This window comes from Nonomuraea typhae, assembly GCF_009760925.1.
Lineage (GTDB): Bacteria > Actinomycetota > Actinomycetes > Streptosporangiales > Streptosporangiaceae > Nonomuraea > Nonomuraea typhae.
Genome location: NZ_VRLV01000006.1, coordinates 253,840 through 272,731 on the forward strand (window position 1 = coordinate 253,840; position 18,892 = coordinate 272,731).

Consider the following 18,892-nt stretch of genomic DNA (forward strand, 5'->3'; position numbering starts at 1 on the left):
GGCGTCACCATGCGTTGACGATGATCTGGAAGTTGATGGGTCGGCTCCCGGGGAACAGGACCGCTCCGGAGGCGTCCACCATCTTGAAGCGCACGTAGCACAGGCCGGGCTTGCCGGGCGTGGTGACGTCGGTGCGGATGTCGACCAGTTCGCCGGGCCCGGTGTCGGCGATGGGCACGTCCTCGGCGGTCCGGCACTGGTCGGGGTGTTGCGGGAGGTCGAGGCGGCGCAGTTTGTACCCCTTCCAGGGCAGCGCACCGGCGTTCTTGATCCGCCAGACCTTGGTCATGGTCTGGCCGGGGCCGACGTGGGTGCAGTCGCTCAGGGTGACGTCCTCGACGAACTCGGTGGCGTCACCCTTGCGTAAGGGCGGCGCCGAGGGCGGGTTGCTGGGCCGTACCGGACAGACGACGGGGGTGGGCGCGGCGGCGCCGGGCGAGAGGCCGGACGACGTCTGGGCGGGGCCGGTGCCGCGGTCGGTGAGGACCGCGACGAGGACGGCGGCGCCCGCGACCAGGGCCAGTGCCGCCGCGACGAGGACCGGCCGCCTGCCGCGGGCGGCCGGGGCGGCGTCCTCGACCGGGGCAGGCTCCTCGACCGGGGGAGGCTCCTCGACAGGGCGGTCCGCCGAACGGACCGCCCGGCTGGCACTCTCCCAGCGTTCGCGGTACGCGGCCGGGTCACCCCCGCACGCCTTGACGAACTCGACGGTGGTTTCCCAACTCGGCAGCCGGTTGCCCTTCGCCGCCTCGTGCAACGTCGTGTGCGAGATCGCCTTCGACCGGCCCGACATTTCGCGGAAGGACGGGTTTCCGGCTTCACCGCGTAGTTGACGCAGGGCAGCGGCGAAGTCCTCGATGGCCGCGATACGTGCACGATTGTCGTCCACCGTGTGAAGCTAACAGCACCATGGTCCGCGCTCAACCGGAACCCGTGCCTCGTCATCGAGGGCAGCCGAGCCGCGCGATCTAGCGGCAGCCGGCCTTGCCTCAGGGTTCGATCTGCTCGGCTACCCCTGGAAGGCGTGCCTTCCTGCTCGCGTCGCGTCCGGCTCCGGGAGGCCGGACGCGAGGCCGGGGAGACGTCAGGAGACGGTGAGCGTGCCGTCCGCGTTACGGGCGCACGTGACGCTCGCGCGGGGCGCCGCGGTGGAGGCGCCGGTCAGGCACTGGCCGAGGACCGCGTGGCCGGCGGCGTTGGGGTGCCACGACTCCTGGCAGGTCTGGAAGTAGGTGACGCATGTGTTCGCCGCGCGCTGGATATCGATCTTGTCCCAGCCGGACAGACTGGTGATGAACGTGCCGGACGGGCCGTCCTGTACGCGGACCGGTGTCGCGAGCGCGTTCGCCGGGCTGTCGGGGGTCTCGCAGAGCCTGGCCCCGTCGAAAGCCCGCTGGACGTCCAGTACGCGCAGGTCGGCCGCCGGGCGTTCGGCCGCCAGCGTGCTGTGCGCGTTCTTGACCAGGGAGCCGAGGTTCTGGGAGAACACGTGCCCGGGTCCGAGGCTCGCGCGATGGATCGGGCATCCGGCGGCGTAGCGCTCGGCGCCGAGGGCGCGGAACTTGTCGCGGGTGTCGGTGCGGTTGTCCTCGTCGTGGTAGCGCGAGGCGACGTCGGGGGGCAGCGGGTTGGTGTAGGTCTGCAGAATCACCTGGTGAGTGCCGTCGGCGTCGACCTGGGCGAGGGTGTCGAGGATCTGGCGCAGAGCTGCGGTGGTCTCGGCAGTGGCAGCGGCCACCTCGGCGTCGGTGGCCAGGTCCGAGGCGGAGCAGGGCCTCTGCGGCACCGGGCCCTTCAGATAGGCCCAGAACTCCCACCAGCCTGTCCAGGCGTCGGCGATGAAGCGGTTGGCGCACAGCGTGGCCACGTCGCCGAAGGTGAACTGGGTGTTGTTGGAGCCGAGGCCGACGAGGACGACGTCGATATCGTGCGTCTGGGCGACGGCGCGCAGCTGATCGAGTTGCGAGGCGACGGAGCGGCCCTCGGGCCGGGCGCTTGAGGGGGTGGCGATGTCGCCCGGCTGGCCGCCGGAGCACGCGAGGTTGAAGCGCTGCTGGATACCCGGGAGCGCCGCCGTGAACACCGAGGCGTTCGCCGACCGGTGGCAGAAGTAGGCGTTGCTGTTGGCCGCCGCCCAGCCGGGGAAGCCCTGCGCCGTACCGGAGGCGTCGACGACGGGCTGGTAGTTCCCCGCGCCCTCTCCGCTGACGAAGCTGTCGCCGAGGGCGACGGCGGCGGTGGGCAGAGCTGCCTGCGCTGGTCCGCCCATCAGGACGTGGATCCCCGCCGCGCTCACCAGAAGCACGACAACCGCGGCGGCGCGCGGTAATAACCTCATAACCGCCTCATTTCCTACTAAATCAGTACGAAATAGCGCATGTGTGGATCACAACATGCCGCATCTACGGCGTCAACATCTTCGAGGGGCACGGGGCGAGAGTGGTGGTGCGGGAAACCGTCAGGCAGTTCCGGTCTGCCGACCCCGCCAAACCTCACGAGGCCGCGCATCGGTTCATCCCACTGCGAGGGCGTGGTCGGTGCCCGAGATGCTGAGCGGTGCGGAAGAGGCCGGCACGGTGCCGGCGGCGTCCATGGCACGCTCGCCGGGGATGGCCGCCGCGCGGAACCGGGGGGCCGCCCCGGCCGAGGTTCTCGTGGGTAGACGGGATCGCGGGTCTGCGATTCGCAGACGAGGAACTGGCCGGGTCAGCCTCCGGCCAGGGGGACGAGCCTGACGAAGGACACCACCGGGTCGGCGGTCAGGTCGATCTCGGTGTCCAGGTCCTCGATCTGGCGGTCGCCGACCAGGAGCAGGAAGCCGTTGCGGGTGAAGGCGGCTTCGGCGGCGTCGGCGTGCTTTTCCCAGTTCAGCTTGCGGGCGGTGCGCATGCGGTAGCCGTTCAGTTCGGCCTCGGCGTCGGTGGGTCTGATCAGGCCGCGGAAGTGGAGGGACGGGGCGGCGTTGTGGCGGGCCACCTCTTCGCGGACGCGCAGCCGTACCAGGTCCCGGGCCGAGATCCGCTCCGGGAGGCCGGGCAGGGAGAACTCGGTCAGCGCCCGGCCGGTGGCCGTTTCATCGCGGAACACTACAGATGCCATCGAGCGCCCTGTTCTCGTGAAATTTCGGGTGATGGCGTTATCTGTAGCAGCGGGGGGTGACAAAACCGTTCATGGTGTCTAAGGTAAGTGCCTGTGTCCGGCGGACACAGAGTATCCACCGGATGTCCTACTGATACAGGAGACACTCATGTCGCTCTTCGTCAACCTGCACGTCAAGAACCTCCCGGCCAGCCTCGGCTTCTTCGAGAAGCTCGGCTACACCGTCGACGAGCAGCTCACCAGCGACGAGGCCGGATGCCTGCACCTCGGCCCCGGCGCCTCGCTGCTGCTGGTCACCGAGCCGTTCTTCACCTCCATCACCGGCACCCGGATCCCGGACACCGCGGCGGTCAACGAAGTCGCCCTCGCGCTGCAGGTGGAGGGCGGGCGCACCCGGGTAGACGAGCTGATCGGCATCGTCGTGGCCAACGGCGGCACCCTGCAGGGCGAGCCGGAGGACAACGAGTTCATGTACAGCCGCAGCTTCCGGGACTTGGACGGGCACCTCTGGAGCGTCCTTCACATGGGCTGAGGTGTCTGTGGTAAGCAGGAGTATCCTCGAGACACAGCATCCCGACTTGAGGAGGAGCGCATGGCGGCCGGAAGCAAGATCGAGAATCTGCTCTGGGAGCAGCCACCGCCCACCCGGCCGTCGCTCAGCCTGCCCACGATCGCCACGGCGGCCATCGCCATCGCCGACGCCGACGGCATCGACGCGGTCTCCATGCAACGGGTGGCCGGCGATCTGGGCTTCACCAAGATGTCGCTCTACCGGTACGTCTCCAGCAAATCCGACCTGGTCGCCGTCATGATCGAGCGAGCGGTGGGCGACCCGCCCGATCTGTCGGCCGTCCAGGGCTGGCGGCCCAAGCTGGAGGAGCTCGCCCGGCTCGTGGCCGAGGTGTGGGCCCGGCACCCGTGGCTGCCCTGGGTGACGATGGGCGACCGGATGATGGGGCCACGCGAGATCGGCTGGTCCGAGGCGGCCGTGGGGGCGCTGGCGGGCACCGGACTCACCGGAGGCGAACGCCTGGACGCGGCGCTGCTGCTCTTCGGCCACCTGCGCAACACCCAGTCGCTGGCGACCGCAGGCACCCAGCCGTGGGCCGAGGACCGCGGGGCCAGCCCGGCCCTCGCCCAATTGCTGGACCGCCACGCCAGCCGCTTCCCCTCCCTGGTCGACGCGCTGGCCGACGCCAAGGACGCGCCTGCCGACAGCGGGCGCGCGTTCGGACTGGCCTGCGTGCTGGACGGCCTGGCCGCCCGCATCAACGCGCGCGCCTCCTGAACCCGGTCTTCACCTGCGCCGACCGTCCCGTGTCAGCGGCCGTGTCAGTACGGCAACGGCACGGTGTCAGGATGGTCGGCGACCGTGGTCGCCATGAACGCATCACCGAACACGATCACGCTCAAGGGCAGGCGAGTCTTCCGGCGATTGGGAGGTACGGCAGCCCTGCTGGCCGGGACGGCCACAGCGGGGGCGGCCGCCGCGGACAGCAGGCCGGCCTCCGCCGGGCAGGATCGCCCGGAGCTGCAGAAGGCCATCCAGGCGTTCGTCGATTCCGGCCTGGCCGCCGGGATGCAGATTCGCGTGACCGACGAGCGGGGCGAGTGGGCGGGCAGCGCCGGGGTGCGCAAGCTGGGCGCGAGCGCCAAGCCGCCGACGAACGGCCGGTTCCGGATCGGCAGCACCACCAAGAACTTCGTCGCGACCCTGGTGCTCCAGCTGGTGGACGCCAGCGTGCTCGAACTGGACGCCCCGGTGGCCGGCTACCTTCCCCAGTTCAAGCTGGACCCGGAGATCACCGTCCGGATGCTGCTGCAGCACACCAGCGGACTGATCGACTACACCTACGACGTCGACGCCGAGGGCAAGCCCGTCCAAGGGATCCCCTGGCAGGGCAAGGAGTGGGTGGCCAAGCGCTTCCACACCTACACCGACGAAGAGCTGGTACGGCTGTCGCTGGCCAAGGGGCCGAAGTTCGGGCCGGGGAAGCGCTGGAGCTACTCCAACACGAACTACGTGGTGGCCAAGCTGCTGATCAAGAAGGTCACCGGCTCCTACGAAAGGGCGATGAAGCAGCGGATCCTGCGGCCGCTCAAGCTGACGGGCACCGAGCTGCCGGGCGCCCGGACCGACATCCGCGGGCCGTACGCCCACGCCTACTACCGGTATGAGGACGCGCCCGGCCAGTGGAAGGTGATCGACGTCACCCGCCAGAACCCCACCTGGATCTCCGCCGCCGGCGACATGATCTCGACCACCGAGGATCTGCAGACGTTCTTCTCCGCGCTCAACGGCGGCAAGCTCGTCTCGGCCGACCTGCTGGCCGAGATGCGCGAACCCCATCCCGAGAGCGCCGCCCTCTACGGCCGCTACGGCCTCGGGACCTGGATCCAGAACCTGAACGAGCGGCTGGGCTGCGGCGGCACCGTCTACAACCACAACGGCAGCAACAACGGCTACGCGGCGCTGATGTACAGCACCCCCGACGGCAAGAAGACCCTGACCGCCTCCATCACCAGCGGGGACGCCGAAGCCGACGTGGCCAAGGAGTTCCCGAAGGCGCTGGACAACCTCCTCAAGACGGAATTCTGCCGCTGAATGAAGCGGCTGGGCGTCAGGCGTCGCCGAGGCCGGTGCAATGGACGATCGTGGCATCGTCGGCCGCCACCGCGTGCCGCGCTTCCGCCCGCCGTACGCGATGGATGACGTCGGCGGGTCCGTGCGACGACAGGATGGCCAGGACACCCGGCCAGCCGGTGAGCTGGAAGCGGTCCACGATGCGGCTGGCGCCGTTGCTGAGCAGGGCGGCGCCGGTCAGGTCGGCGACGGGACAGGTTCCGGTGATCGCCTCCTCCGCCGCTCGCGGGTCGTCCTTGGCCACCCAGAAGCCGCCGGGCCGGTTGCGGTTGGCGCGCAGGTCGCCGAGGATGCGCCGGTACGCATCGGCGTCACCGGCGGCGGCCTCGAGCGCCGGCAGGTACGAACGGCTGATGACCACCTCCCGCGGGTCGGTGACGGCCAGCGGCGGGCCGGCCGTCCTGTCCAGCAGGACGGTCGCGTCGCCGAGCACCAGGTGGTCGGCCCGGCCACCGGACAGGCGCAGGAGGGCCACGGCCGCCGACGGGCTGAGGGGAGAGGCGACGTCGCAGGTGTCCCGGTGATCGTCCGTCACCAGTTCGACGGCCCGGGCGAGAAGTGCGGGGAGGCTGTGGTCGCGTTCGCGTGACAGCAGGCTCAGCAGTCCGCCGCCCAGGCGGTTGGCGTACCAGGCCACGCCGTGCCTGCACGTCGCCTCGCCGCCGGGGATGCCGGCACCGTCGATCAGGACCGCCGCTGTGGGTACGGCGCCGCCGAAATCCTCATTCGCGCGGCCGGGTCGTCCCGCTGCCACGCTGGACATCGCCACCCGCATGCCTGTCCCATCACTCAGTCGGCGTGCACGGTTCGAGGAGGCGTCTGGTCTCGGTGTTCGGAAGGCTGTGGAAGCGGCCCCGGCGCTATCCCGTGCCACGTCACCGGGTCAGGGTAGTCGCTGGCATTATGCGCTCATGGGCGATGTGGGGAAGGTTCCGGTGCTTTCGGCCGGAGACGGGGTACGGCTGCGGCCGTGGCGGCTGGATGACATCCGGGTGGTGGAGGAGGCGGCTGGGGATGCCTACATTCCGCTGATCACCAGCGTGCCGACGACGTACTCGGATGCCGAGGGTGTCGCGTTCATCCGGCAGCAGTGGCAGCGGAATGCCGACGGGCTCGGCTATTCGTTCGCGATCGCGGACGCCGGTGACGATCGGGCCTTGGGGCAGATCGGGCTGTGGCCCAAGGAGTACGGGCGGGCGAGCGTCGGGTACTGGGTCGCGGGGCCGGTCAGGGGGCGGGGTGTCGCGGGTACGGCGTTGCGGGCGGTTTCCCGCTGGGGGCTTGGCGAGCTGGCGATTCCTCGGCTGGAGCTGCACGTGGAACCGTGGAACACGGCTTCGTGGAAGGCGGCGGAGCGGGCGGGGTTCGTCCGTGAGGGGCTGCTGCGGAGCTGGCAGGAGATCGGTGGGGAGCGGCGGGACATGTACGTCTATTCCAAGCTCTTGGCGGACCTTGACTAGCCCCAACCGGTGGCGAAATTACTCAGATGCGTAGCGGTGATGTGAAGCCAGGGTGAATGCTGTGTTTCTACCTGGTAAGTGCACAAACCACTCATCGATCATCATGGTAAGAACTCCGCATGTCGCCCGAATCCGCATCCCGTTCGGCCATGCTCAGCCCTTGCCCGCACACGCCTCCGTGCCCGCCGCCCTCGTGTCTTCCGCCTTCTGTGCTTGCCGCGTCTTCCGCGCAGCCGGTTGCCTATCAGGCGTCGCCGGCGCGGATGCCTGATCCTCCTGGTGGGCCCGGTTATGACGCCCATACCGTATATATCAGGGAATTTGCTGGCACTATGGATGGCTCGGCCCGTGGTGTGAACACGCTCAAGGAGCACACCCCGGTGTTCGAAGGCTGGAACCTCGTGCCGCTGGCCGGGGTCCCCATCATCGGGCTGGCCTTCGTCGGCAGGTTCAACAACATTTCCAGCATCTGGAAGGACAGCGCCGGCATCCTGGGCAGGACGCTCACCGAGGACAGCGGCAAGATGCACCGGGCCGCCGACATCTACGCCGCCGCCGACCAGGCCTCGACCGTCAAGTCGGCGAAGTGACGCGGCGATGACCACTCCCAGCCAGCCCGGCTCCGGCAAGTTCTTCCTGGCCGACTCCCACGGCAGGGTCACCGGTAGCGTCAACGTGCCCGCCAAGCCCGCCGTACCGCCCAAGCCCGCCACGCCGCCGCCGACGCCCGCCGTACGGACCGACCCGGGGTGGTTCAAACGGCTCATCACCAACCTCAACCCCCTGCGGCAGAACAACAGAACCGCCATGGCCATGTCCGGCCTCGGGGTGGCCGCGCTCGCGCTCGACGTGGCGGCGACCCTCAACCTCGGCAACCCCTTCCTCTTCTACGACCGCCGCGAGCAGTGGAAGGACATGGGCAGCCTGCTCTCGGGCAACAGAGCCGACCTGTGGCGCTCCTACTTCGACGTCATCTCGCCCAACTGGAAGGGGCAGGCCGTCGAGACCCTTCAGCAGTACGTCCGCTTCAACATCAACGGCCTCTACAGCGAACTCGGCAAGATGACCGGCGAGATGAGCGGCACCATGCACCGGCAGTTCAAGGAGGTGGGGGAGTACGACCTGTCGGTTTTCGGGCTGTACGCGACCTCGGCTCCGATCCTGCGCACGCTGGCCTCGGCGAGCTTTCACCCCGTTGGCAGGGTCGCCCTCATGACCCAGGCCGGCATCTTCATGAGCGCCCTGGGCAACCTCGTCAAGCAGTTCGCCGACGTCTACTACACCTACGAAGGCGACCTCAACACCATCGAACTCAAGCTGAACGAGCTCAGAGGCGCCTTCTACAAATCGGGCAACCCCGACCTGGGTCCCCGAAGCCTCAACCTCACGCCGTCCATCGAAGACCCCGCCCTCGTCTCCCAGAACTGGATCCCCTTCACCAAGGAGACCTCATGAAGGAGGCCGAAGCCTTCGGCCAGGGCCGGATCGGCGACCTCGACGGCCTGATCCGCGAGCTGGACGGCTGGACCGGCACCCTCAACCAGGCCCTGGCGGAACTGGCCGACTCCAGTCTCGAGGGCACCGACCCCGGCGAGATCGTCCGCGCCCGGGTCTCCGGCGCCGGCCGGTTGCAGTCCTTGACCATCGATACCCGGAAATATCGGGACCTCGATCACCTTGCCCTGTCGCAGGCCGTCCAGGAGGCGATCACCGCCGCCAAGCTGGCCATCGGCGACCGGCTCACCGAACTCACCGCCGGCCTGGCCCTCGCCACGGACGATCCGGGCGCCGACCCCCTCGCGCCGTATGTCGACAACGTCCTGAGAGGGGAGTGACGAACGTGGACGACATGCAGCTCATGCAGGCCCGCCTGGACGAACTCATCGCCGCGGGGGAACGTGCCGAGGCGCTGGTGGAGGAGTGGAACACCCGCCGGCACACCGCCACCGCCGACCACGGCCGCATCGTCGCCGCCACCGACGCCCTCGGCACCCTGGTCAGCCTGGACATCAGCCCGCTGAGCAGGCGGAACCTGGACGCCGTCCAGATGGCCGACGCGCTGATGACGGCCATCTCGGGCGCGGAGGAGGCCGCCGCGGCCGCCCACGCCGACCTCATGGACGACCTGCGCCCCTGAGGCTCTCCAGGGCCTTGAACCCGGGCGACGGCCCGAGCCCGAGATACTCGCCCACGCGCGCCGGCCCGGCACCACCCGTTCCGCGAGGTAATCCCGGACGGCATTACCCCCGGCGAAAAGATGGGCCTCGGAACCTTCTGGATTTGCGGGTTGTATCAAGGCGGAAGGTCCACGATCACCCAGGAGGGTTCGGTAATGGTCCGAATTCGGTGTTGGATCGGCGTGACTTGGCTGGTGGCGCTTCTTGCCACGCTGATGGTCGCGCCGGCCCCGGCGGCGAGCGCTCAGGCGGCGCCGCGAAACGTCTCGCAGGCGGCTCAGGCCGACGACGTTTACCTGCTGTACCTCATCCGGCTCAACTGCGATGACGAGGCGGAGCAGTTCTCCGACGAAGTCGAGCTCATCGTCGACGGCGTTTACCGCGGCGGCCGGAACAACATGGACGGCGGCGACTGGTGGGACATCAACCAGTCGTATCCGTTCCAGGGCTCCATTCACGTCAAGATCAGGGAGAACGACGGCTGGGCCATCGGTGAGGTCACGATCGGCCCTGGGGACGCCGGTCGGGGGCTGATAGTGGTGCCCATGAACGGGTTCCACGGCACGCAATACAGGTATCGGCTGACGTATAGCGTCGAAGGCCCGATCTAGGAACAGAGAGGTGCGCGGGCGATGCCATGGGTGATCGCCCGCGCATTATCGTCGGGGGATGGATGAGACGACGCCTCCCGTGGCGGGGATGGTCATCAGCGTCCGGACGCGGCGGGACGTGGTGATCATGGATCCGGAGAAGTTCCTGGCGGCGGCCAGGGCGGCCTACAAGGAACTCCACGGTGGTGAGGAAGCGGACATTGCCGACGTCGTCGAGGCGGTGCACGTGCTGCTGGACCGGTTCGGGCGGCTGGCCGGCGACGCTGGGGAGATGCCCCTCGGACGCGGTGGACCGCGGCCCGGGGAGCGTGTGCAGGGGCGGGCCGACGGGGTTTCGCCGGCGGGGCAGGTTTCGCAGATCGTGCTCGGCGATCCGCAGCCGCTTCAGGATTACGGGTGCTTCGTTCCGGAGGATCCGTTCAAGCTGCCCTCCGTGGGCTGACGCCTATTGACGGAGGGGATCCGCGCATTCACGATACGGCGAGCGAGAGGAGACTCCGTGACCGAAAGCGCGGATCGTTCCCAGCGGACGATAACCCAGGCCATCGACACGTTCACCACTTTTGACTTCGGCTCGTGGGTCTTCGAGTCGCTGCGGATCGCCGCGGGGAAGACGCGGACCGACGGCGGCAGTGGGGTGCAGTCGTTCCTGGAGGGGCTCGAGTTCAGAATCGGCGACAAATGGTACGGCGGGCACGTCACGCTCAGCCCGGTGAAGTCGGAGAGCGACAGCTTCTATTTCGACAGCGCGCACCTCACCATTACGGGTGGGCCGTACAAGGGAAACTGGTTCTTCCAGATCAACGAAACCCAGGCCGTGCCGTCGGCGCCGCCCAAGAACTACACGGGGCAGTATTCGAGGAACGGCAACAACCTGCCGTCGCCGCTCAAGGAAGAGATCGTCAAGCTGCTGGAGATCATCGGCATATTCGACAGCGACTGAAACCCGGCGACGAAACCAGCGGCGAAAACCGGTGGCGTGCCAAGATCGGGCCATGCCACGCTCCACGGGTGAAGATGCACGCCGATGAACTGACCGTGACCGTGGACACCGCGCGTGCTTTGGTGGCCGAGCAGTTTCCCGAAGGGCGGGGCCGGCCCGTCGAGCGGGTCGCCGGGCAGGGCACCGTGAATGCCATCTTCCGCATCGGCGACCGGTTCGCCGCGCGGTTCCCGCTTGAGCCGCGGGAGGCGGCGGCGACGCGGCGGTGGCTGGAGGCCGAGGCCGAGGCGGCGCGGGAGATCGCGGCCGCCACCCGGTTCCCGACGCCGGAACCGGTCATGATCGGCGAGCCCGGGGACGGGTACCCGCTGCCGTGGTCGGTGCAGACGTGGGTGCCCGGGGCCGTGGCCGCCGACGAGGACCCGGGGGAGTCGGTGGCGTTCGCCCGGGATCTGGCCGAGCTCATCGGTGATCTCCGGGCCGCCGGCACGCGGGGCCGTACCTTTGCCGGCAAGGGGCGCGGCGGGGACCTTCGGACCCACGACGGGTGGATGGAGAGGTGTTTCCGGGAGAGCGAGCGGCTTCTGGATGTTCCCCGGCTTCGCCGGATGTGGGCGGTCATGCGGGAGTTGCCGCGTGGCGGGGCTGATGTGATGAACCACGGTGATCTCATCCCGGGCAACGTGCTCGTGTCCGGGGGACGGCTGGCCGGGGTGCTGGACGTGGGCGGGTTCGGGCCCGCCGATCCGGCGCTGGATCTGGTGAGCGCCTGGCATCTGCTGGAGGCCGGGCCACGGCGGGTGCTGCGGGACGGCCTCGGGTGTGACGACGTGGAGTGGGCGCGGGGCAGGGCGTGGGCGTTCGCGCAGGCGCTCGGGCTGGTCTGGTACTACCTCGACAGCAACCCGGGCATGGCGCGGATGGGCCGGCGCACCGTGGACCGCATTCTGGACGACGAACGTCGCACTCCCCACTAATCAGGCAGAATCTGGGGAAACTGCCGAAGGGGAGAAGCGTGTCGCTCTGGAAGAAGATCGGGTTAGGGCTGCTGGCCGCTTTCGTGATGGTGATCGTCGGCCTGCTGGCGTTGATCTTCATTCCGGGGGCGTGGAAGGTCTTGCTGATCTTCGTCGCCGTCGTGGGGGTGATCGTCTTCGGCTTCTTCGTCTGGCTGGAGAACAGTCATCCCCGAGACGAGGCCAAGCGGAGGGCCGACGAGGACGCCCGCTGGCGCAGGCCGGGGGACGACTACTAGTCAGCCGGCGGACACGGCGGCGACGCCGAACCAGGCCGCCGCGGGGTCTTCCTCCTCGCGGCGCCTGCGGTGCAGGGCGAGCTGGTAGGCGGCCTCGGCGTGACCGTGCGCCGCGGCCAGGCGGAAGAAGAACATCGCCACGCTGACCCGCCCGGCGGGCGGCACCAGGTACTCGCGGCCGTAGCGGTAGGCGAGCTCGGCCGCCACCAACTGCGGCGCCGCCGCGTCGGACAGCCGCACCGCCTCGGCCTGCCCGGTGCCGGCCAGCGGGCGCAGCCAGGCGCGGGCTTCGTCCTCGTGGCCGCGCAGCAGCGCGATGACCGCCATGCGCAGCAGGTCGTGCGCGTCGTTCGGGTCCAGCTGGCTCAGCAGCCGCGCCCCGGTCCGGCCGTAGATCTCCGCCTGCCGTTCCCACTGCCGTTGCTCGTCACCGGCGACCTCCAGCGGCTGGTCGTCCAGAGACGGGTAGTCCAGGGACGGGTGGTCCAGGGACGGGTGGTCCAGGGACGGGTGGTCCAGGGACAGCGAGGCCCACTCCAAGGACGCCCGCTCCCTGGGCGCCGGCTCCCAAGGAGCCGGCTCGTGGTGGAGGGGTTCGCGGGCGCGGGGGTGCGGCTGCGTGGTCTCCGGGTACGGCGGAGCCGGCAGGCAGGCACGGGCGGCACGCCACCGGGCGTTCCAGTCGTCCAGGTTGCCCAGCGGCTCCTGCTGCAGGTGATGGTGCTCGGCGGCAAGGTGGCAGGCGCCGACGAACAGGGACACCCACCACCACTCGGGCAGACGCTTGCGTTTGTGCGTGAGGATGTCGTGGGTGGTGCTCTTGGCCAGTTCACGGTACTGGCCGTCGCGGCCGCCGATGCGCTGGGAGAGCCGCTGCAGCTCGTGGAGCGTGGGATTGCCCGACCGCAAGCGTAGTTCGTTGAGCTGCTCGATGAAGTCGCTGCGTGTTGCCGCGCTGAGGTCCTGGATCATGTCCGTCTTTGCTGGTGTCGTCCCTATGTCGAGGTGATCAGCACTGCTCTACCAGGAGTAACGGGAGTCATTTTGACACCACAGATGGTCAACTCGGGGCGAGATCTCCATATCTCACATTTCCGGATGTGTACGGATTAGAACCCCGCTCAACTCCGGACGAGCCCGGAAATATCCGGAAAACGTAGTCACCCCTCGGGAATGCACCGGAAAAACCAGGAAAACGGGCAGTCGATCCGAGGTTTTCCGGAGCCGTACGACCCGGTGGCCGACCCGCCGGCCGGCCTCGCATGGTTGATCCCACACCCCGGCACCTCTTGGAGACGAGACCTCATGCCCGCCTTCCACCCGATCGTCCGTGACCCTCCGTGGTCGTGGATGAACGACGACGACCAGCTCCTGCTCATGCTGGTGACGACCTGGGCCCTGTGCAGCGGCCGCATCCCCCTGCGCCTGCCGATGGACGCGCACACCGAGGCCGAGCTCATCGCGTTCTGGGCCGACGACCTCACCGCCAACCCGCCCTGCGCCCCGCCGCCCCCCAAGCCGCCGGCGCCCAAGCCCCCGCCCCCCAGCCCGGCGCCGCCCAAACCCCACAGAAGCCGCCGTAGGGATGTCGTAGGAACTCCTTAAGCCCGCCCGGCCAAGCTGGGACCAACAAAGCGACGGCAGCACGAAGAGGAGCGAGAAGATGGCGAGCAAACTGGTGGTCGGGACCTTCCTGTCGCTCGACGGCGTCATGCAGGGCCCCGGCGGCCCCGGTGAGGACGACTCGAACGGCTTCACGCACGGCGGCTGGCTGCCGCCCCACGTGGACGAGGACTTCAACCAGATCATGGCAGACGTGCTCGAGCGGGCCGACGGCATGCTCCTGGGCCGCACGTCCTACGACATCCTGTCCTCGTACTGGCCCGGCGTGCCCGACGAGGAGGGCGGGGCCAAGATCAACAGCATGCCGAAGTACGTCACGACGCGCTCTCCCAAGGAGGCCACGTGGCGCAACAGCGAGGTGCTGGTCGGCGAGGCCGCCGAGACGGTCGCCGAGCTGAAGCGGCGCACCGACGGCGTCATCCTGGTCCAGGGCAGCAGCGACCTGGTGCGCACGCTCCAGGCCGCCGGGCTGGTCGACGAGTACCACCTGCTGGTCTTCCCGGTCGTCATCGGCGAAGGCAAGCGGCTGTTCGCCGAGGGTACGGCCGCCGCCGGGCTCAAGCTCACCGGCTCCCGGACCACGAGCACCGGCGTGCTGCACCTCACCTACGACGTGACCGGCAAGCCGTCGTACGGAATCGTCGAGTAGCCGGGAATGCATCAGGGGGCGGGCTCGTTACACAAGCCGTAGCCGGTGTGTCCAGTGTCCCCGGGCCTCACCTACCGCCTTCGCGGACTACCGTTCGGCTGGAGCCGCGTTGTGCCTTTCGCCGAGAGGCGACCTGCACACCGTCTACACCTACGTGGAAAGGGCTCGCACCTGTTGGTGCGGGCCCTTTTCACATGAGGACGTCCAGGATCTCCGGCCAGGCCGTGGCCCCCAGTTCGGCGTCGGCCTCCGGCGCCCCGCCGTACAGATAGGAAGGCGACGGCGCGGCCGGCGTCTCGCCGGGCAGGACCGGGCGGTGGCCCGCCGACGGATGGGTGATCAGCCGCACCGGCCGCCGCGCGGCCAGGGCGCGGGCGAAGGCGGCGGACGGCCACATCTGATCGTCCTCCCCGGCCACGAGCAGCACGTCGGCGCGGGAGCGTTCCAGGGGGATGGCCGCGGCGGCGGGCGCCGCCGCGAGGCCGCGGGCGTAGAAGTCGCGGAAGGCCGTGGGCGGGCCGTGGTCCGGCCAGTCGGCGGGATAGGGCGCGAAGGGGAGCGGACGGCCGCGCCAGGTCCACGACGAGCGGTAGGGCTCGGTGACGCCGTCGCGCCCTGGGCCGACGTTGGGCCAGACGACCGAGGACGGCGACAGGGCGACGACGGCGCGGACGCGGGGCTCGACGCAGGCCAGCGCGAGCGCGGCCTCGGCGCCCTTGGACAGCCCGAGGACGGTCAGCCGCTTCGCCCCCGCGGCGGTGAGCCGGTCCAGGCAGGTGACGAAGGTCTCCAGCGGGATCTCGCAGATGCCGGGCGATTGGCCGGGGCCGCCGAACCATCGGGGCGACAGCGCCGTCAGACCGTGTGCGGCCAGCAGGTCACAGCGGGCGGCGTCGATCCGGCCGCTGGAACCGGCGAGCACGAGGACACCGGTCTCGCCGCCGACTGCCAGGTGGCTTTCCATGGTTGTGGATCTTATGGGGTGGATAGTGTCGGTTCGGGAAGAAAGGATGCGCGCGTTGTGATCAACGTCGGACGAGAGCAGGTCATCGCCTTCCGGCTGCGCCGGCACCGGCTCGACGAGCGGGGCACGCTGGCCGAGGCCGCCGCGACGGCGCCGCAGGACACCCCGCCGGGCTCGGCAGAGCTGGCGCTCCGGGCCAGGGCGGAGGCGGACGCCGAGGAGGTGGCCGCGGCGCTCGCCACGCGGCGCACGCTGGTGCGGGTGTGGAGCCTGCGCGGCGCGCCCTGCCTGGTCAACGCCGCCGACCTGCCGCTCTTCACGCGCGGGCTGCTGCCGGACGACGAGGAGTCGTGGCGGGCGCGGATGGCCGGGTTCCTGCCGATGCTGGATCGGATGGGCAGGAGCGCCAGCGCCACGATGGAGCTGGTCATCGAGGCCACCAGGGACGCGCTCAACGGGCGGACCCTGACCACGCGCGAGCTGGGCAGCGCGCTGGCGCCCCGCTTACCCGCCGAGTTCGCGCCGTGGATGGGGCCGGACACGTTCTCGTCCTTCAGCGAGATCCTCATCCGGGCCGCCTCGCTGACCGGGGAGTTCGCGATCGCGCCCGGCGCCGGGACGGCGTTCCAGCGGGTGGATCAGTGGCTGCCCGCGATGCCGACGGACAAGAAGGCCCGGCAGGGGCTGGTGCGGCGGTATCTGAGCCTGTACGGGCCGAGCACGGTCGAGGAGTTCGCCGCCTGGGCGGGGGTGAGCCCGCACTACGCGGCACGCTCGTGGGCCCGGGCCGAGGCGGAGCTGGTCCCGGTGGGAGCCGGATTCGTGCTGGCCGAGGACGTGGACGAGCTGAAGCGGGCCGCGCTGCCCAAAGGGGTGCGCCTGCTGCCGCCGGACGAGCCGTATCTGCAGGGGCGCGACCGGGCCACGCTGGCGCCGGACGCGAGCCTGCACCCGCGCATCTGGGCGCGCAGCGGCCGGCCGGGCGTCATCCTCGGCGACGGCGAACTGGCCGGGCTGTGGCGGCATCAGCAGAAGGACACGACCCTCCTGCTCACCGTGGAGGGCACGGCGGACCGGGACGCGGTCCTGGCCGAGGCCGAGCCGTACGCCGAGTTCCTGGGCTGTCAGGCCGTGCGGTTCAACCATTGACCGTTGTTTGCCCTGGCCAGGGCGAGCTTCGGGCACATAGCGGACGTGCGCCTGCTCTTCACAACATTCTTCGCCTCCGGTGCGGTGTTCCTGAGCGCGCCCACCGGAGACATCACCGTCGCGCCGGAGCGGGTCGAGCCGGGTGGCCTCGTCACCGTCAAGCTCGCCTGCGACGTCTTCAGCGAGGCGTCGGCCGACTCCGACGCGTTCGGCAAACTGGCCGTCCCCGGCAAACGCGGCGCCTCCATCCAGGTCACCACCGAGCCCGGCAAGTACCGCGTCGAGGGCCGGTGCGCGCCCGACGCCAACCCGCTCAACGACGGCTGGCTGGTCGTCGAGGCCGCCTACCCCAGCGGCGGCGCCGGCACCGGTGACGGCTCCACCCATCTGCGCGCGGTCGGCCCGGCGTTCAGCCTGGGCGTCGGCGTGCTCGCCGCCGCCGTGCTGCTGCTCCTGGTGAGGCGTGCCCGCCGGTAGGGCCGCCAGGGTCCTGGCCGCGATCGCGGTCGGCGCCGCCGTCGCGATCGCCGTCGACGGCCTCGCCAACCGCGGCTTCGCGCCACCGCCGCGCCCCGGCGCGCAGGGCACCCTCTCCAGGTACGGCCCGGCCGCCCCGATGCCGCCCAGCGAGCCGGTCACGCTCGGTATCGCGGCCATCGGCGTCCACGCCGAGGTCGTCGGCGTCGGCAAGGCCCCCGACGGCACCGCTGAGGTTCCGCCGGTCGACCGGCCGGAGCTGATCGGCTGGTACGCGCCCGGCCCCACCCCGGGCGAGCGCGGGGCGGCCGTCGTCTTCGGGCACGTGGACTCCAGGACCAGCGGCCCGGCCGTCTTCTACCGCCTGGGCGCGCTCCAGGCGGGCGACGAGATCGTCGTCGGGCGCCGGGACGGCAGCGCCGCCGTCTTCGCCGTCGAGTCGGTCGAGGAGTTCGCCAAGGACGCCTTCCCCACCCAGGCCGTCTACGGGCCGACGGGTGAACCCGAGCTCCGGCTCGTCACCTGCGGCGGCAGGTACGATCCGGCGCTCGGCTACCTGGACAACGTGATCGCTTTCGCCCGGCTCATCCCGGGCTGACGTACTGCCGGGGCCGCAGGGCGTGGGCGCGCAGCGCGGCCAGGGCCGCCAGATGGCCCGCGGGCGTCAGCCGTACCACGAGGTCGTCGCCGAAGGCCAGGTCGAGCGCGGTGAGCTGGCCCACCAGGCCGGTCAGCGGGCGGGCGACGTTCTCGCGGCCGGTCGCCGGCTGCCAGCCCTCGCCGCCGACGATCTCCGCCACCCGGGTGTGCAGCTCCCGCGGCGACATCACGCTGCCGTCGGCCAGCAGTATGAGTGCGGCCTCGCGCACCGAGACGTCGAACTCGTGCTCGGGGCGGGCCAGCAGCAGCCCGGTGGCCGCCGCCCACAGTTCCTCGGGGGAGTCCAGCAGGCGGCGTCCCTCGTCGGTGATGGTCAGCCTGGCGCCGTCGCGCAGCAGCGCGCCGAGGTCGAGCTCGGCCAGCTCGCGCAGGTGCAGCGCCTCTGGCGAGGGCGCCAGGCGCAGCGGCAGGCTCTCGGAGGCGGCCAGGCTGAGGAGCCGGTGCAGCGCGGGCAGCGGCTGGGGGGCGATCGGCGCGTGCAGGCGCACCTCGAACGGCTGGGCCAGCTCGCGCCGGGCCGGGCCGCGGCCGAGCACCCAGCGGTTGAGCCGTTCGCCGTGCACGCGGTTGAGCCAGCTGTCGCCGCCCAGCTCGGTGCGTGGCTCGGTGAGCCAGCGGCGGGTCAGGGCGACACGGTCGATGTCCTCGCCGGACAGGATCGCCAGTTCGAGCGCGGCCGAGCAGGCCACGTGCGCGCCCAGCTCCTCCGGCCCCATGATCATGCTCCAGCGCAGGTCCGCGACGTCCGGCGGGAGCACGCCGGTGGCCTCCAGCGCCTCCTGGTAGGCGGCGGTGCCGGCGTCCTCGCCGTCGCGGGCGTAGGCCCGGAGGATCTGGAGCGTGGTGGCCGACTCGCAGAGCGCGGCGTAGCGGTCGAGGCCGCCCAGCGTCAGGAGCTTGCCAAGGGCGCGGGCCAGGCGCTCGTGGTCGCCGCCGACCTTCAGCGGCAGCGTGTACCAGAGGAACTCGCACACGTCGAGTTGTGTCACCGTTTCCAGCGGTTCGCCGCCGGTCAGCCACTCGACCGCGGTCCTGGCATCGTCGGCCAGGTCCGGCTCGGAGCGCTCCAACTCGGTGAGCAGCGCTGTCACATCCGGTGCACTCATGCCTCGAAGTTTGCCGTATGGACCCCAGGCCTGACGATGACCGAATCCTGTGCGTATTGGGTCGTGCACTGCGAC

At 70.2% G+C, this 18,892-nt stretch carries 25 protein-coding genes; 18 read left to right on the plus strand and 7 right to left on the minus strand.

What is annotated here, in order from left to right; genetic code table 11:
• Positions 1–4 precede the first annotated feature (4 nt).
• From FVE25_RS23985 to FVE25_RS23995, 3 genes are all read right to left on the minus strand, one after another.
• On the minus strand, positions 5–889 hold the full coding sequence (locus FVE25_RS23985) for an NBR1-Ig-like domain-containing protein (protein WP_157249287.1): 885 nt from the start codon (positions 887–889) through the stop codon (positions 5–7).
• Positions 890–1,084: 195 nt separating this feature from the next.
• Positions 1,085–2,338 (minus strand): SGNH/GDSL hydrolase family protein, encoded by a 1,254-nt coding sequence (locus tag FVE25_RS23990; RefSeq protein ID WP_157249288.1) that lies wholly within the window; start codon positions 2,336–2,338, stop codon positions 1,085–1,087.
• Between the two features lie 368 nt (positions 2,339–2,706).
• Entirely contained in the window at positions 2,707–3,099 is a 393-nt protein-coding gene (locus tag FVE25_RS23995) for a hypothetical protein (RefSeq protein WP_157249289.1), read from the minus strand.
• A 148-nt stretch (positions 3,100–3,247) separates the two neighbouring features.
• Here FVE25_RS23995 and FVE25_RS24000 point away from each other — a divergent pair, with 148 nt between their 5' ends.
• From FVE25_RS24000 to FVE25_RS24010, 3 genes are all read left to right on the plus strand, one after another.
• Positions 3,248–3,631 (plus strand): VOC family protein, encoded by a 384-nt coding sequence (locus tag FVE25_RS24000; protein ID WP_157249290.1) that lies wholly within the window; start codon positions 3,248–3,250, stop codon positions 3,629–3,631.
• Between the two features lie 60 nt (positions 3,632–3,691).
• Positions 3,692–4,387, plus strand: a complete 696-nt coding sequence (locus FVE25_RS24005; RefSeq protein ID WP_157249291.1) for a TetR/AcrR family transcriptional regulator — start codon at positions 3,692–3,694, stop codon at positions 4,385–4,387.
• 93 nt (positions 4,388–4,480) lie between these two features.
• Positions 4,481–5,704 carry a serine hydrolase domain-containing protein gene (locus tag FVE25_RS24010; protein WP_157249292.1) on the plus strand — a complete coding sequence of 408 codons (1,224 nt, stop codon included), beginning with the start codon at positions 4,481–4,483 and terminating at the stop codon, positions 5,702–5,704.
• A 16-nt stretch (positions 5,705–5,720) separates the two neighbouring features.
• On the opposite strand, the gene FVE25_RS24015 is transcribed toward FVE25_RS24010, so the two are convergent.
• Positions 5,721–6,506, minus strand: coding sequence for a hypothetical protein (locus tag FVE25_RS24015; RefSeq protein ID WP_157249293.1), 786 nt, complete (start codon positions 6,504–6,506; stop codon positions 5,721–5,723).
• A gap of 148 nt (positions 6,507–6,654) precedes the next feature.
• On the opposite strand from FVE25_RS24015, the gene FVE25_RS24020 reads away from it, so the two are divergent.
• The 10 genes from FVE25_RS24020 to FVE25_RS24065 all read left to right on the plus strand — a co-directional run bounded on the left by FVE25_RS24020 (position 6,655) and on the right by FVE25_RS24065 (position 12,189).
• A complete protein-coding gene (locus FVE25_RS24020; protein WP_157249294.1) occupies positions 6,655–7,203 on the plus strand; it encodes a GNAT family N-acetyltransferase in 549 nt (182 codons plus the stop codon).
• A gap of 332 nt (positions 7,204–7,535) precedes the next feature.
• Positions 7,536–7,793 (plus strand): hypothetical protein, encoded by a 258-nt coding sequence (locus tag FVE25_RS24025; RefSeq protein WP_157249295.1) that lies wholly within the window; start codon positions 7,536–7,538, stop codon positions 7,791–7,793.
• 7 nt (positions 7,794–7,800) lie between these two features.
• Entirely contained in the window at positions 7,801–8,658 is an 858-nt protein-coding gene (locus FVE25_RS24030) for a hypothetical protein (protein WP_157249296.1), read from the plus strand.
• Entirely contained in the window at positions 8,655–9,038 is a 384-nt protein-coding gene (locus FVE25_RS24035; protein ID WP_157249297.1) for a YbaB/EbfC family nucleoid-associated protein, read from the plus strand. Before FVE25_RS24030 ends, FVE25_RS24035 begins: the two co-directional genes overlap by 4 nt.
• Before the next feature lie 5 nt (positions 9,039–9,043).
• Positions 9,044–9,340 (plus strand): YbaB/EbfC family nucleoid-associated protein, encoded by a 297-nt coding sequence (locus FVE25_RS24040; protein ID WP_157249298.1) that lies wholly within the window; start codon positions 9,044–9,046, stop codon positions 9,338–9,340.
• Positions 9,341–9,562: 222 nt separating this feature from the next.
• Entirely contained in the window at positions 9,563–9,991 is a 429-nt protein-coding gene (locus FVE25_RS24045) for a hypothetical protein (protein WP_157249299.1), read from the plus strand.
• Positions 9,992–10,049: 58 nt separating this feature from the next.
• The gene (locus FVE25_RS24050; protein WP_157249300.1) at positions 10,050–10,433 is read left to right on the plus strand and encodes a hypothetical protein; all 384 of its coding nucleotides are present in this window, start codon (positions 10,050–10,052) and stop codon (positions 10,431–10,433) included.
• A gap of 57 nt (positions 10,434–10,490) precedes the next feature.
• Complete coding sequence (locus FVE25_RS24055; RefSeq protein ID WP_157249301.1) at positions 10,491–10,934, plus strand: hypothetical protein; 444 nt, start codon at positions 10,491–10,493, stop codon at positions 10,932–10,934.
• Between the two features lie 74 nt (positions 10,935–11,008).
• Positions 11,009–11,911, plus strand: a complete 903-nt coding sequence (locus tag FVE25_RS24060; protein ID WP_157249638.1) for an aminoglycoside phosphotransferase family protein — start codon at positions 11,009–11,011, stop codon at positions 11,909–11,911.
• A 38-nt stretch (positions 11,912–11,949) separates the two neighbouring features.
• On the plus strand, positions 11,950–12,189 hold the full coding sequence (locus FVE25_RS24065) for a hypothetical protein (RefSeq protein ID WP_157249302.1): 240 nt from the start codon (positions 11,950–11,952) through the stop codon (positions 12,187–12,189).
• Here FVE25_RS24065 and FVE25_RS24070 read toward each other — a convergent pair whose 3' ends face one another.
• Positions 12,190–13,161 (minus strand): hypothetical protein, encoded by a 972-nt coding sequence (locus FVE25_RS24070; RefSeq protein ID WP_157249303.1) that lies wholly within the window; start codon positions 13,159–13,161, stop codon positions 12,190–12,192.
• Positions 13,162–13,494: 333 nt separating this feature from the next.
• Here FVE25_RS24070 and FVE25_RS24075 point away from each other — a divergent pair, with 333 nt between their 5' ends.
• Entirely contained in the window at positions 13,495–13,794 is a 300-nt protein-coding gene (locus FVE25_RS24075; RefSeq protein WP_157249304.1) for a hypothetical protein, read from the plus strand.
• Between the two features lie 58 nt (positions 13,795–13,852).
• Positions 13,853–14,461 (plus strand): dihydrofolate reductase family protein, encoded by a 609-nt coding sequence (locus tag FVE25_RS24080; protein ID WP_157249305.1) that lies wholly within the window; start codon positions 13,853–13,855, stop codon positions 14,459–14,461.
• Between the two features lie 190 nt (positions 14,462–14,651).
• Here FVE25_RS24080 and FVE25_RS24085 read toward each other — a convergent pair whose 3' ends face one another.
• Positions 14,652–15,425: an acyl-CoA thioester hydrolase/BAAT C-terminal domain-containing protein gene (locus tag FVE25_RS24085; RefSeq protein ID WP_157249306.1), complete on the minus strand. Its 774-nt coding sequence runs from the start codon at positions 15,423–15,425 to the stop codon at positions 14,652–14,654.
• Between the two features lie 57 nt (positions 15,426–15,482).
• Between FVE25_RS24085 and FVE25_RS24090 the strand changes: the two genes are divergently transcribed.
• From FVE25_RS24090 to FVE25_RS24100, 3 genes are read left to right on the plus strand one after another with little or no spacing between them, the layout of a single operon-like run.
• On the plus strand, positions 15,483–16,574 hold the full coding sequence (locus FVE25_RS24090; RefSeq protein WP_157249307.1) for a winged helix DNA-binding domain-containing protein: 1,092 nt from the start codon (positions 15,483–15,485) through the stop codon (positions 16,572–16,574).
• Between the two features lie 45 nt (positions 16,575–16,619).
• Positions 16,620–17,051 (plus strand): hypothetical protein, encoded by a 432-nt coding sequence (locus FVE25_RS24095; protein WP_157249308.1) that lies wholly within the window; start codon positions 16,620–16,622, stop codon positions 17,049–17,051.
• A complete protein-coding gene (locus tag FVE25_RS24100; protein ID WP_157249309.1) occupies positions 17,038–17,649 on the plus strand; it encodes a class F sortase in 612 nt (203 codons plus the stop codon). Before FVE25_RS24095 ends, FVE25_RS24100 begins: the two co-directional genes overlap by 14 nt.
• On the opposite strand, the gene FVE25_RS24105 is transcribed toward FVE25_RS24100, so the two are convergent.
• Positions 17,636–18,817, minus strand: coding sequence for a hypothetical protein (locus FVE25_RS24105; RefSeq protein WP_181019690.1), 1,182 nt, complete (start codon positions 18,815–18,817; stop codon positions 17,636–17,638). The genes FVE25_RS24100 and FVE25_RS24105 overlap by 14 nt on opposite strands.
• Between the last annotated feature and the right edge of the window lie 75 nt (positions 18,818–18,892).